Source organism: Microbacterium resistens NBRC 103078, assembly GCF_001552355.1.
In the GTDB taxonomy this organism is placed as follows: Bacteria; Actinomycetota; Actinomycetes; order Actinomycetales; family Microbacteriaceae; genus Microbacterium; species Microbacterium resistens.
In genome coordinates this window covers 15108-28006 of sequence record NZ_BCRA01000026.1, presented here as the reverse complement: position 1 = coordinate 28006, position 12899 = coordinate 15108, and the positions used below count along the sequence as shown (strand labels likewise).

The window sequence follows — 12899 nt, the reverse complement described above, 5'->3', positions numbered from 1 at the left end:
CGCCGCGCCTCGCCCGGGACCGGCCCCGGTTCGGCGGGGGCCTCCGGCATGCCGTACACTGGATCCGCAGTTGTTGTCTGCATTCTTTCGCCGTGCCCCGGTCTGACCGGGACCGACGGGGAACGCGGGCAGAGACCTCCGGGTCTCTAGGGCGGTAGCTCAATTGGCAGAGCAGCGGTCTCCAAAACCGCAGGTTGCAGGTTCGATTCCTGTCCGCCCTGCGCGTCAGCGCGAAGCTGGCACACGAAAGGTACATTCAGGATGGTTCAGGACGCATCGGGCGCTGTGGTCTCCGCAGCGAACGGCGGCGCGGGCCGCGAGAAGAAGCTGGGCTTCTTCGGTCGTATCGCGCTGTTCTTCCGCCAGGTGATCGCCGAGCTCCGCAAGGTCGTCACCCCGACGCGCAAGGAGCTGGTCAAGTACACGCTGGTCGTCCTGGCGTTCGTCCTGGTGATGATGGGGCTGGTCTACGGCCTCGACATGGTGTTCTCGTGGCTGACGGCGCAAGTCTTCGGCGTCCCTGCGTGATCCCACGGGTCGAGTCCTGACGCCCCACCTGACCGAAAGAAATCAAGTGTCTGAACGATTCCCCGACGACGCCGACTGGGCGACCGCCGCTGAGCAGTCGAGCGAGGAGGACGAGGCGCAGGAGGGCGAGATGCTCTCCGAGCAGGAGCGCTCCGTCACCCCCGCCGAGCACGTGGCCCTGCACATCGAGGGCGACGAGGCGGACGAGGACGACACGGATGAAGACATCGACATCGAAGACCCGGAGGCGGACGCGATCGTGAACGACGCTCTCAACCTGGACGAGGCGGCGGAGTCCGAGGCCGCCGCTGAGGTCCTCAACGACGCCACGGCCGAGGAGGCCGCGGACCGCGAGGCCGCCGCGGCCGAGGAGGTCACGCCCTACGACGGCCCCGACGTGAACGGGGAGGACGAGGCGGCCGACGACGCCGACGAGGAGGACCCCTACGAGGCCTTCCGCGCCGACCTGCGGATGCTCCCCGGCAAGTGGTACGTCATCCACTCCTACGCCGGATTCGAGCGCAAGGTGAAGGCCAACATCGAGCAGCGCAAGTCGACGCTCGAGGTCGAGGACGACATCTACCAGATCGAGGTCCCGATGGAGGACGTCGTCGAGATCAAGAACGGGCAGCGCAAGATGGTCACGCGCGTCCGGATCCCCGGCTACGTGCTCGTGCGGATGGAGCTCAACGAGGACACCTGGTCGGTCGTCCGCCACACGCCCGGCGTCACCGGCTTCGTGGGCAACGCCCACAACCCCACGCCGCTGCGCTTCGAAGAGGCCTTCAACATGCTGAAGTCGCTCGTCGAGGTCAAGGACGTCCCCACCGCCAAGGCCGTCGCGGCCAAGGGCGGCACGGCCGTCGCCCGCCCGCTCGCGGCGGAGGTCGACTTCGAGATCGGCGAGACCATCACCATCAAGGAGGGTTCGTTCGCGGGCCTTCCCGGTTCGATCTCCGAGATCAAGCCGGAGAGCGGCAAGCTCACCGTGCTCGTCTCGCTGTTCGAGCGCGAGACCCCGGTCGAGCTGTCGTTCGATCAGGTCACCAAGATGGTCTGACACCTGCTTCACGAGAACGGCCGCCCCTCGGGGCGGCCGTTCCGCGTTTCGGGTGCCGATGCACGACGCGGACGCACAGGCGATCCCCGCATCCGGCCGGGCGTCTGTCCCTGGTCGTGCATCCGTGCCGGCCGAGCCGCGTCAGGCGTGCTGCGCAGCCCAGTGCGGGCTCTGGATGAGCCCGATCAGGTTGCCGAAAGGGTCGCTGACAGACGCCGACCACCAGCCCTCTCCGCGCTGGGTGACGGGGTCGAACGGGCGGGCGCCGAGGGCGATCAGGCGCTCGAAGCTCGCCTGGATGTCATCGACGTGCATGCTCACCAGCGCGCCGCCGGGCTGGGAGAGCACGGGACGGAAGCGGGCATCCATGAGGGCGAACTCGTCCTCGTCGTCGCCGAAGCGCCACTCGGCGTACTGTGCAGGCCCCTGCTCGGGCCTTACGAAGTACGGCGCCGAGTCGAACACGGCGCTGTACCACTCCACGGCGGCGACCATGTCGTCGGCGACGAGGTTCAGGTTGGCGAGTCCACGGAACATGATTTCTCCTTCACGGCGTTGGTGCTGTTCCTTCTATGCTCACGGGTGAAGTGATCACCTTCTGATCACTTCAAAAACCTCGTCGAAGGAAGTTCTGAGATGCGCGCGGACCGCCTGATCCAGGCCCTGTTGCTCCTGCAGGGAGGGAGCGGATCACGGCCGCGGAGCTGGCGGCCGAACTGGAGGTCTCCGTGCCGACGGCCCGGCGCGATCTCGAGGCGCTCGCGATGGCCGGCGTCCCGATCTACCCGAGCCGCGGACGCGGAGGCGGTTGGCGGCTGATCGGCGGGGCGCGCACGGATCTGACCGGTCTCACCGAGAGCGAGGTGACGTCGTTGTTGATCGGTCTCACGCAGGGCGGGGCTGCGGAGCCGGAGCGGATCGCAGCGGTGCGCAAGCTCGTGCAGGCTGCGCCCGCGCCGTTCCGAGAGGGGGCCCGGCGGGTGGCGGATGCCACCGTGCGGGATCTGCCGTGGGGCGAGGCGGCGGACGCGTCCGAGGCGAGAGCCGTGGCCGAGCTGCAGCGCGCGATCGCGCGTCGTCGGCAGGCTCGCGTGACCTACGCCGGCTCGTACGGAGAGCGCGAGATCGTCCTCGTCCCGCTCGTCGTCGGCAGTCGCGGCGCCCGGTGGTATCTCCTCGGCGCGCCGACGGCGGAGGGGACGGAGATCGCCGACATCCAGCGGCTGCGCACCTATCGGGTCGATCGGATCCGCGCCCAGGAGGTGCTGTCCGCGGCCGGTGCGGGACCCGCGGATTTCGACGCGCACGCGGAGTGGTCCCGCATGGTCGACCGCGTCGAGCAGCTGCGCGGCGCCGCGCGCGCGTGGGTCCGGGTGCAGCCGTGGGCCGTTCGCGCGCTGACGGATCGGTTCGGTGCTCAGGCGCGGGTGCCGGACGCGCAGCCCGATGCCGACGGGCGCAGCCTCGTGGAGGTGAGCGCGCACCGGGTGTCCGCGCTCGCCGAGCAGCTCGCCGGGTGGACCGGGGTCGCGGAGGTCGTGGAGCCCGCCGAGGTCCGCGCCGCGTTGCGGGATCTGGGGGAGCAGATCCTCGCGACCTATTCCGCGCACGGCGAGCCGGCGCCCCTCGGGTGACGGTGCTTCGGCTTCCGCGCTCGTGCCTCCGTCTCTCCGACGGACGTGATCGGACCAACGGTCCGGGATCAGGTAGACTTGTGTGGTTTGCGGCGCGTTCCGGCGCGCCCGCGGACGTCACCGCGATCCGGAGATGCCGGATCGGCGGGAGAGGGGTGCCGCACGGCATCCGCTCGAGAAAGGAATCACGATGGCACCGAAGAAGAAGGTGACCGGCCTGATCAAGCTCCAGATCAACGCCGGCGCCGCCAACCCGGCGCCGCCGATCGGCCCCGCGCTCGGTCAGCATGGCGTCAACATCATGGAGTTCTGCAAGGCGTACAACGCCGCGACCGAGTCGCAGCGCGGCAACGTCATCCCCGTGGAGATCACCGTCTACGAGGACCGCAGCTTCACCTTCGTCCTGAAGACCCCGCCGGCGGCGGAGCTCATCAAGAAGGCCGCAGGCCTCCAGAAGGGCTCGGCCACGCCGCACACGGTCAAGGTCGGCAAGATCTCGGCCGAGCAGGTCCGTCAGATCGCCGAGCAGAAGCAGGCCGACCTGAACGCGAACGACATCGACGCCGCGTCGAAGATCATCGCCGGCACCGCCCGTTCCATGGGCATCACGGTCGAGGGCTGAGGGAGATAACGATGGCTACCAAGTCCAAGGCTTACCGCAACGCCGCCGCGAAGATCGAGGCGGACCGCTTCTACACCCCGAGCGAGGCCGTCGCCCTCGCCAAGGAGACCGGCTCGGCGAAGTTCGACTCGACCGTCGAGGTCGCCCTGAAGCTCTCGGTCGACCCGCGCAAGGCGGACCAGATGGTGCGCGGCACCGTCATCCTCCCGCACGGCACCGGCAAGACCGCCCGCGTCATCGTCTTCGCCACCGGCCCCGCGGCCGAGGCGGCGATCGCTGCGGGCGCCGATGAGGTCGGCGGTGCCGAGCTCATCGAGAAGGTCGCCGGGGGCTGGACCGCGTTCGACGCGGCCGTCTCCACCCCGGAGCTCATGGGCCAGGTCGGCCGTCTCGGCAAGGTGCTCGGCCCCCGCGGCCTGATGCCGAACCCGAAGACCGGCACCGTGACCCCGAACCCGGCCAAGGCGGTCGAGGACATCAAGGGCGGAAAGATCGAGTTCCGCGTCGACAAGCACGCCAACGTGCACTTCGTCGTGGGCAAGGCGTCCTTCTCGGCCGAGCAGCTCGACGAGAACATGAAGGCGGCCCTCGAGGAGATCGTCCGCCTCAAGCCGTCCAGCTCGAAGGGCCGTTACATCCAGAAGGGTGCGGTGTCGACCACGTTCGGCCCCGGCATCCCGCTGGACGTCAACGCCATCTGAGCGAAGACCTGAGCCCGTTGGCTCGCACGAAGGCCCCCACCGGACGGTGGGGGCCTTCGTCGTCTGCGGACGCCGTCGCGATCCCGCGCACCACCTGCGCGAACGGGCGCTTGCGCGAGAACAGGCAAACGCATGAGAACAGGCGCTGGCGCGGCAGAGCAGCCTGATTCCGCGTGTATGCCTAATTCCGCGGGGCCCGCGCATCTCTCGCGCGCAAGAACCCGCGCTTGCGCGAGAACAGGCAAACGCGCGAGAACAGGCGCTGGCGCGGCAGTGCAGCCTGATTCCGCGCGTCTGCCTGATCCCGCGGTGCGCGCAGCGGGGGCCCGCGCACCCTCGCGCAAGAACCCGCGCTCGCGCGAGACAGGCGAACGGCGACCCGCGGCAGCCGTCTCAGAGCAGCTGCTCGATCCGGTAGGGCACCATCTCCCGCATCACCAGGCCGGTCGTCGTCCGCTTGACGCCGTCGATGTCGAGGATCCGGCCGGCGACCCGGTAGAGGTCGTCCGCGTCGCGCGCGACGACGCGGATCATGAGGTCCGTGATGCCGGACAGCCCGAGGGCCTCGATCACCTCGGGGACGTCGGCGAGCGCCGCGCCGACCTGGTCGAGCTTGCGCTGAGTGACCCGCGTGAGCACGTAGGCGCTCAGGGGGTATCCGAGGACGGCCGGGTCGATCCGGCGCTGGAAGGAGCGCAGCGTGCCGTCCTCGTCGTAGCGGGTGAGGCGCGCGCGGACCGTGTTGCGGGCGAGACCCGTCGCCTCGGCGAGCGCCACGATGGTGGCGCCCGGCGTGCGGATGAGCTGCCGCAGCAGTCCGCGATCGGTCCGGTCGGCGACTCTCTTCTCTGCCACGGTGCTCACGTCCTCCTGCCGTAGTGAGGGCTGATCTGCGCGTTCTGATCAGTTTGTCTGTTGTCTATTGTCCATCACGACCCTTGATGCTCCAATGAGGTCAGATTCTGCTTATGTTCCTGCTCCTGCGGAGGACGCGCACCAGGCGTCGACGCCAGGGCCCCAGAAGGGCCGGGAGCACCCGGTGCGGGCGAAGGCGCCCGTGCCTCCTTCCCGAGGACCCGCGCACATGTCCCTCTCCGTCGTCCCTCTCGCTCCCTCCGTCCCGCCCGTGGATCTCGACGTGCTCGCCCGAATCGAGCAGCGCGTGCTGTGGCTCGCGACGTCGATGATCCATCACGCGAACCGCGTCCGGCCGAATCCGTCGGGCCTGAAGGTGGGCGGGCATCAGGCGTCCAGCGCCTCCATCGCCACGATCATGACCGCGCTCTGGTTCGACCAGCTGCGTCCCGAGGACCGGGTGTCGGTCAAGCCCCACGCGTCGCCCGTGCTGCACGCCATCCACTACCTGCTCGGCGAGCTCACCGACGAGCAGATGACCACCCTGCGTGCCTTCGGCGGCATCCAGAGCTACCCGAGCAGAGCCAAGGACCCCGGCACCGTGGACTACTCGACGGGATCCGTCGGGATCGGGGCGACGGCCCCGATCTGGGGAGCGGTGGCCCGCCGCTACGCCGCGACGATCTCGGGCGCCTCTGCGCGAGGGCGCCAGTACTCCCTGGTCGGCGACGCCGAGCTGGACGAGGGGGCGGTCTGGGAGGCGCTGCTGGATCCCCACGTCCCGGATCTCGGGGAGCTCGTGTGGATCGTCGACCTGAACCGGCAGTCCCTCGACCGCGTCGTGCCCAACATCGCGGCGGGAAAGCTCGAGCGGATGTTCTCCGCGGCGGGATGGCAGGTGCTGACCGTGCCGTTCGGCCAGCGGCTCGACGCGCTCTTCTCCCGTCCGGGCGGCGCGGAGCTGCGCGCCCGGATCCTGGACATGCCGAACGCCGAGTACCAGCGCCTGCTGCGCTGCCCCGCCGCCGAGCTGCGACACCGGCTGCCCGGCGCGGGGCAGACGGCCCCGGCCATTCGCGCACTGCTGGACGGCGTCGGCGACGACGAACTGGTCGAGACGATCCGCAACCTCGGCGGTCACGACCTGGCCGCGCTGCGCAGGGCGTTCGCGCAGATCGACGACGAGCGCCCGACCGTCATCATCGCGTACACGATCAAGGGCAACGGCCTGCCGACGGCGGGTCATCCCCAGAACCACTCGTCGCTGCTCACCGACGAGCAGTACGCCCGCTTCGCGTCGGAGTGCGGCATGGACTCCGCCGCTCCCTGGGCGCGGTTCGGCCCGGACACCGCGGCCGGACGACTGTGCACGGAGACCGCGGCACGGCTCACGCGGACCCCGGTGCCGGAGGCGTCCCCGCCGCGCGTCCCCGCCGATTTCGGCCGCACGCCGTCCGGGACCGGCACCACGCAGGCCGCACTCGGGCGGGTGCTGCTGGATCTCACGCGTTCGGCGCCGGACGTGGCGCGCCGGGTGGTGACGGCCAGCCCCGACGTCAGCTCCAGCACGAACCTGGCCGGGTGGCTCAACAAGGTCGGGGTGTGGTCGACGGACGACAGGCAGGACTGGTTCGACGACGACCCCGAGACGATCATGCACTGGCGCGAGCGACCGAGCGGCCAGCACATCGAGCTGGGCATCGCGGAGGTCAACCTCGTGAGCCTGCTCGGCGAGCTGGGCGCCACGTGGAGCCGCTGGGGCGAGCCGCTGTTCCCGATCGGCGTGCTCTACGATCCGTTCGTCGAACGTGCGCTGGAGCCGTGGTCCTACGGGATCTACGCCGGCGGGCAGTCGATCCTCATCGGCACGCCGTCCGGGGTGTCTCTGGCGCCGGAGGGCGGAGCGCATCAGTCCGTCAAGACGCCGTCGATCGGTCTCGAGCAGCCGGGATGCGTCGCGTTCGAGCCGGCGTTCGTCCAAGAGGTCGAGTGGACGCTGCTGGCCGCGATGGCGCAGATGGGACGGAAGGGAGGGCGCTCGGCGTACCTGCGGCTGTCGACGAAACCGGTCGATCAGGCGCTGGCGGCCATTCCCTCCGACCCGGCGGCGCGCGAACGGCGCCGCCGGCAGGTCGTCTCCGGCGGGTACCGGTGGCGGACCGCCGCGCGTCCGGCGGCGACGCTCGTGGCGATGGGGGCGATGGTCCCCGAGGCGATCGAGGCGTCGGAGCGTCTGTCCCGCCTCGGCCGCGACGTCGACGTCGTCTGCGTGACGAGCCCGGGTCTGCTCTTCGAGGCCGTCCAGTCACGCGGCGGACAGGACGCCGCAGCGGAGAGCTGGATCCTCGATCAGGTGCTGCCGGCCGACCGCGCCGTGCCCATGGTCACCGTCCTCGACGGACACCCGCACGCGCTGGCCTTCCTCGCGGGCGTGCACGGGGTGCCGGCCCGGCACCTCGGGGTCAGTCGGTTCGGGCAGTCGGGCGACCTCGCCGAGGTGTACCGGCATCACGGCATCGACGCCGACAGCATGGTCCGTGCCGTCCTCGACCTCACGGACTGAGGCGGTGGCCCGGGCGTGGGGCCGGGACACCGCCGGACCGGTCAGAGCGTCGGCACTCCGGCCGCTCCGCGGACGAACGCGGACACGGCGTCGAGGTCCTTCTCGAACCGTCCGCCCCCGAGGGGACGATTGGTGCGGGTGAGGGAGTCGACGCCCCACGGGTGTACGACGGCGATCGCCTCCGCGACGTTGTCGGCCGACAGGCCCCCGGCGAGGATCACGGGAACGCTCACGCTCGCGACGATCTCGGCGCTTCGGGACCAGTCGTGGGTGACGCCGGCCGCTCCGACCCCCTGCACGTCCGTCGTGTACGAGTCGAGGATGAGATAGTCGGCCACCTCGGCGTATGCGCGCGCCATGGCGAGATCGCCGTCGGCGCCGACCGCGATCGCCTGCATGATCTCCATCCCCGCGGGCAGAAGCGTGCGCAGCCGTCGCACGTCCTCCGGGCCCACGGCTCCGATCTCGCCGCACAGGTGCAGGATGTCGGGGCGCACGGCATGGGCCATCCGAGCGATCTCGTCCACGTCGACCTCCACGCTCAGGGCGACCGAACGCGCCCGCCCGCGGAGCGCGGCGACGGCCTCGGCGGCGACGGCCTCGGTGATCTGCCCGGGCAGTCCGACGGAGGTCGGGGTAAGGCCGACGTGGTCGACGCCGAGCCCGGCCAGCGCGACGGCCTCGTCGGCGGACTGCGCGGTGTAGATCTGGACGATCATGGTGACTCCTCGATGCTGGGGTGGGGAGGTTAGAAGGAGCTCTCGACGATCGCCTGGGCGGCGCGCTGATCCCGGGCGAGCACGTCGGCCAGATGCCGGTGACTGTACGCGACGCAGAGGGCGTCGAGCAGCGTGAGCTGACAGAGCCGGGCGGCGATCGGCTCATTGCGCGTCTCATGCGAGACGCTCTGGAGCACGACGTCGGCAGCCTTCGCCAGATGCGAGTCGCGGTTCCCGGTGACCGCGAGCACCTTGGCGCCGGCGCGGCGGGCGCCCTCGGCCATGCTCACCACGGACCGCGTCTCGCCCGAGTACGAGATCGCGACGGCGAGGTCCCCCGGTCCGAGCAGGGCCGCATGGATGTTCTGCACCTGGGCGTCCTGCGGGGCATCGCAGCTGATCCCGAGCCGCCGGCAGCGCTGGTAGAACGACTGCCCGACGACGCCCGACGTGCCGACGCCGCCGACAAGGACGCCGCGCGCCCCGTCGAGCAGATCGAGGGCGGAGGCGAATCCGTCCGCGTCGATCACGTTCGCGGTGTCCTGCAGGGAGAGGGACGCGTGGGCGAAGACCTTCCGCGCGATCGTCATCGGGTCGTCGCCGTCCGCGATGTCGTCGTGGATGAGCTGCATCGGGGTCGCGAGATCACGAGCGAGAGCGAGCTTCAGATCCGTGAAGCCCGCGAAGCCGGCGTTGCGGCACATGCGCAGCACGGTCGTGTCGCTGACGTCGCACGCCTGGGCGACGTCCAGCATCGAGGCCTCGAGCAAGTGCTCCGGACGGGTGAGGATCCAGTCCGCGACACGTCGCTCCGTGGCGGACAGGCTCGGCAGGGCTGCACGCAGGAGCGTCATCGCTCCAGCCTTCTCATGGGGTGCCATGCGTCCTATCCTCGCCTCCCTCGTTCCTCGGCGGATCGAAAAGTGGTGCTACCACATCAATTCAGATGAGCATATAGTGATACCACTTTCACCGACAGTGCCGTCCGAAGGAGTTCCCGTGAACAGTCATCTCCGCACCACCGCTGTGGCGGCGCTCGCCGTCGGAGCGCTCGTGGCGTTGTCCGGCTGCGTGGGCGCCGGATCCGCATCGTCCGCAGGAGGCGGCGGGGATGCCCTGACGATCTGGCACGCCTACGCCGGCCAGGAGGACAAGGTCGAGTTCATGACCTGGGCGATGGACGGCTTCAAGAAGGAGCACCCCGACGCGACGATCAAGGAGGTCTCCGCCGAGCAGTCCTCCTACAAGACCAAGCTGCAGACCGCGATGTCGACGGGCGACGTCCCCGACGTCTTCTACACGCTGCCCGGGGGCTTCCTCGACGCCTTCGTGAAGAGCGGACAGGTCGCGAAGCTCGACGACGAGCTCGCGAAGGACGGCTGGGGCGACGGTTTCCTGCCGTCGGCGATGGAGTCCGTCACCTTCGACGGCTCGACCTATGCCGTCCCGATCGACATCGACGCCGCGGTGGTCTGGTACAACAAGGCCCTGTTCGAGGAGAAGGGATGGAAGACTCCGACGACCTGGGACGAGTTCCTGAGCCTGAGCGAGCGGATCGCGGCCGACGGCGTGGTTCCGGTCGCCCTCGGCAACAAGGACAGCTGGCCGGCCACGTTCTGGTTCCAGTACGGGCAGATGCGCACGAAGGGCAGCGGGCAGGTCACCGACTTCCTGAACGGCGGCGACATCGCCTTCGACCCGAAGGGCGCGGAACCGCTGCAGACCCTCGCCGACCGGAAGTACCTCCCCACCGGCGCGAACGGGATGTCGGACCAGGAGGCCAACCTGCTGTTCCTCAACGGCCAGGCGGCGATGGTGCTCAACGGCACGTGGCAGATCGGCATGTCGGCCGATGCTCCGGACGGGTTCGAGCTCGGGTACTTCCCGTTCCCGAGCATCACCGGGGGCGCCGGTGACCAGACCGACACCCTGGCCGGCGTCGCCGCCGCGTTCGCGATGTCCGACAAGGCGGCGGACAACCCGCTGGCCGCCGACTTCCTCCGCTACATCACCAGCCCCGAGGTCATGAAGAAGTACGTCGAGCTGCGCAAGACGATGGTGACGCTGCAGGGCGCGACGACCCCGGATGTGGCGGGCCCGATCCTGTCCGGCGTCGTCTCCGACATCATCGAGCCGGCCGGTCACCTCGACGCGTTCTACGACACCGCCCTGCCGCCCAAGGCCACCACCCTCTACTACTCGACGCTGCAGGGCCTCATCGAGGGATCCGTCGACGCGCAGCAGGCCGTCGCCGCGATCGACGAGGCCGTGGCCGCGGGGGAGTGAGCGGATGGGCAGGGACGACCGAGCGGCCGGAGCGCTCGCGCTGAGCGCGCCGGCGGGCTCCCGTCGCGGCGGGCTGCACCGGGCCAAACGACGGGAATCGCTGATCGCGGTCGCGTTCCTCGTCCCCGCGCTGGGATTCCTCGCGGTGTTCGTCGCATACCCGCTGGCCAACGCCGGGATGCTCTCGTTCTTCGTGTGGGACGGCTTCTCTCCCCGCGAGTGGGCCGGGCTGGACAACTTCGCCCGCCTCCTCGGGGACGGGATCTTCTGGACCTCCCTGCGCAACAACGTCCTCATCGCGCTCGCGGCGATCGTCTTCCAGGTGGGCCTGGGAATGGTGATCGCGTACTGGCTCGTGCGGGTGATCCCGCGGTTCAAGCGGGCCGCGATGTTCCTCTACGTCATCCCGGTCGTCATCAGCGAGATCTGCATCGGCCTGCTCTGGCAGTTCGTCTACAACCCGTACTTCGGCCTGCTCAACGGGTTCCTTCGCGTCATCGGCCTCGGAGATCTCGCGCAGGGGTGGCTGGGAGACAAGAACCTGGCGATGCCCGCCGTGCTGGTGGTCATGAACCTGACGTATCTGGGCCTCTACATCCTGCTGTTCGTCGCGGCCTTCCAGGACGTGGACGAGTCGGTGTACGAGGCGGCGTCGCTGGACGGGGCCGGGCACTTCCGCACGTTCTTCGGGATCAGCGTCCCGATGATCCGCTCCAACGTGCAGGCGACCGTGCTCCTGGCGGTCGTGACCTCGTTCAAGACGTTCTCCCTCGTCTTCGTCATGACCCGGGGCGGGCCCAGCAACGCCACGGACGTGGTCTCGACCTACCTCTTCAAGACCGGGTTCGGGAACTTCGAGGCCGGATACGCCTCGGCGATCGGCATCGCCCAGCTGCTCATCACTGTCGTCGTCGGCGTTTTCGTGCTCGCTGTGTCGCGGCCCCGGACGCCGGGCGGCCGGGTGCGGACGACGAAGGAGGTCATGCGATGAGCCAGGCGACCATGGCCGTCGTGGTCCCCGACGAGCGGCGACACACACGCAGGCAGGAGCGGCGGCGCGAGCGTGAGCGCCTGCCGCGCACCCGGCTCGGGTGGGGCACGGTCACCGTCCTGGTGCTCCTGGGCGTCCACCTCCTCATCGTGCTGTTCCCGTTCGTCTGGATGCTGTACAGCTCCTTCAAGACGAACCAGGAGTTCCAGGGGTCGGTCTGGTCGTTGCCCTCCGCCCTGCAATGGGACAACTACGCCACCGCGCTGGCGGACGGGTCGCTCGCCCTGTACGCCGGGAACTCGCTGCTCGTGACGCTGGCCTCCGTGCTCGTCACGGTCGCGATCGCCACCGCCGCGGGCTACGCCTTCGTCGTGTACCGCACCCGGTGGATGCCGGCGGTGGAGCTGATCATGCTCGTCGCGATGGCGATCCCCGCCTACATCGCGCTGGTCCCGCTGGTCGCGATCATCCGGGAGATGGGGATGCTGGACACCCTGCCGGGCGTGATCCTCCCCACGGTCGCCTTCAACCTGCCGATCTCCGTGCTCATCATGCGGGGGTTCTTCGCGACGGTGCCGCGCGATCTGATCGAGGCGGCCCGCATCGACGGCGCGTCCGAGCTGACGGTGTTCGCCCGGGTGATGGTGCCGATCGCGAAGCCTGCGATGTTCACGACAGGCATCGTCAACGTCATCTGGGTGTGGAACGACTTCCTCTTCCCGCTCGTGATCCTCAACAGCCCGGAGCGCAAGACGCTGCCGCTCGGGCTCACCGACTTCGTCGGGGAGCGCACCACGAACTACCCCGTGCTGCTCGCCGCGATCCTCCTCGCCGCGCTCGGCTCCTTCCTCGTGTACCTGGTGTTCCAGCGCCATGTCATCGGAGGGCTGACGAGCGGCGCGCTCAAGCAATGACCTCCCGGCGCACGCCGGAGCCCCGC

13 protein-coding genes and 1 tRNA gene are annotated in these 12899 nt (G+C 69.6%); 10 read left to right on the top strand and 4 right to left on the bottom strand.

Annotated elements, in window-relative coordinates; translation table 11 throughout:
* Positions 1–148 precede the first annotated feature (148 nt).
* From MR1_RS05760 to nusG, 3 genes are all read left to right on the top strand, one after another.
* Positions 149–221: transfer RNA gene (locus MR1_RS05760), tRNA-Trp, on the top strand.
* 40 nt (positions 222–261) lie between these two features.
* Positions 262–528, top strand: coding sequence for a preprotein translocase subunit SecE (secE, locus tag MR1_RS05755; RefSeq protein WP_067243855.1), 267 nt, complete (start codon positions 262–264; stop codon positions 526–528).
* Positions 529–574: 46 nt separating this feature from the next.
* A complete protein-coding gene (gene nusG / locus MR1_RS05750; RefSeq protein ID WP_067243852.1) occupies positions 575–1588 on the top strand; it encodes a transcription termination/antitermination protein NusG in 1014 nt (337 codons plus the stop codon).
* Between the two features lie 141 nt (positions 1589–1729).
* Here the strand turns inward: nusG and MR1_RS05745 are convergent, their stop codons facing one another.
* Positions 1730–2125: a VOC family protein gene (locus tag MR1_RS05745; RefSeq protein WP_217996188.1), complete on the bottom strand. Its 396-nt coding sequence runs from the start codon at positions 2123–2125 to the stop codon at positions 1730–1732.
* Positions 2126–2277: 152 nt separating this feature from the next.
* On the opposite strand from MR1_RS05745, the gene MR1_RS05740 reads away from it, so the two are divergent.
* The 3 genes from MR1_RS05740 to rplA all read left to right on the top strand — a co-directional run bounded on the left by MR1_RS05740 (position 2278) and on the right by rplA (position 4545).
* Complete coding sequence (locus MR1_RS05740; RefSeq protein ID WP_255218105.1) at positions 2278–3222, top strand: helix-turn-helix transcriptional regulator; 945 nt, start codon at positions 2278–2280, stop codon at positions 3220–3222.
* A gap of 190 nt (positions 3223–3412) precedes the next feature.
* Positions 3413–3844: a 50S ribosomal protein L11 gene (gene rplK / locus MR1_RS05735; protein WP_067243847.1), complete on the top strand. Its 432-nt coding sequence runs from the start codon at positions 3413–3415 to the stop codon at positions 3842–3844.
* Between the two features lie 11 nt (positions 3845–3855).
* The gene (gene rplA / locus MR1_RS05730; RefSeq protein WP_067243844.1) at positions 3856–4545 is read left to right on the top strand and encodes a 50S ribosomal protein L1; all 690 of its coding nucleotides are present in this window, start codon (positions 3856–3858) and stop codon (positions 4543–4545) included.
* 393 nt (positions 4546–4938) lie between these two features.
* Here rplA and MR1_RS05725 read toward each other — a convergent pair whose 3' ends face one another.
* Positions 4939–5400: an Lrp/AsnC family transcriptional regulator gene (locus tag MR1_RS05725; protein WP_067243886.1), complete on the bottom strand. Its 462-nt coding sequence runs from the start codon at positions 5398–5400 to the stop codon at positions 4939–4941.
* A gap of 229 nt (positions 5401–5629) precedes the next feature.
* Between MR1_RS05725 and MR1_RS05720 the strand changes: the two genes are divergently transcribed.
* Positions 5630–7963: a transketolase-like TK C-terminal-containing protein gene (locus MR1_RS05720; protein ID WP_067243842.1), complete on the top strand. Its 2334-nt coding sequence runs from the start codon at positions 5630–5632 to the stop codon at positions 7961–7963.
* Positions 7964–8004: 41 nt separating this feature from the next.
* On the opposite strand, the gene MR1_RS05715 is transcribed toward MR1_RS05720, so the two are convergent.
* Both MR1_RS05715 and MR1_RS05710 read right to left on the bottom strand, forming a co-directional pair.
* A complete protein-coding gene (locus MR1_RS05715) occupies positions 8005–8682 on the bottom strand; it encodes a phosphoribosylanthranilate isomerase (protein ID WP_067243841.1) in 678 nt (225 codons plus the stop codon).
* 29 nt (positions 8683–8711) lie between these two features.
* Positions 8712–9536 (bottom strand): MurR/RpiR family transcriptional regulator, encoded by an 825-nt coding sequence (locus tag MR1_RS05710; RefSeq protein ID WP_067243840.1) that lies wholly within the window; start codon positions 9534–9536, stop codon positions 8712–8714.
* Positions 9537–9681: 145 nt separating this feature from the next.
* Here MR1_RS05710 and MR1_RS05705 point away from each other — a divergent pair, with 145 nt between their 5' ends.
* The 3 genes from MR1_RS05705 to MR1_RS05695 are packed head-to-tail and all read left to right on the top strand — an operon-like array spanning position 9682 to position 12873.
* Entirely contained in the window at positions 9682–10968 is a 1287-nt protein-coding gene (locus MR1_RS05705; RefSeq protein WP_217996187.1) for an ABC transporter substrate-binding protein, read from the top strand.
* A 4-nt stretch (positions 10969–10972) separates the two neighbouring features.
* On the top strand, positions 10973–11959 hold the full coding sequence (locus MR1_RS05700; protein ID WP_084344395.1) for a carbohydrate ABC transporter permease: 987 nt from the start codon (positions 10973–10975) through the stop codon (positions 11957–11959).
* Entirely contained in the window at positions 11956–12873 is a 918-nt protein-coding gene (locus tag MR1_RS05695) for a carbohydrate ABC transporter permease (protein WP_217996186.1), read from the top strand. The genes MR1_RS05700 and MR1_RS05695 overlap by 4 nt, the downstream gene beginning before the upstream one ends.
* Positions 12874–12899 lie beyond the last annotated feature (26 nt).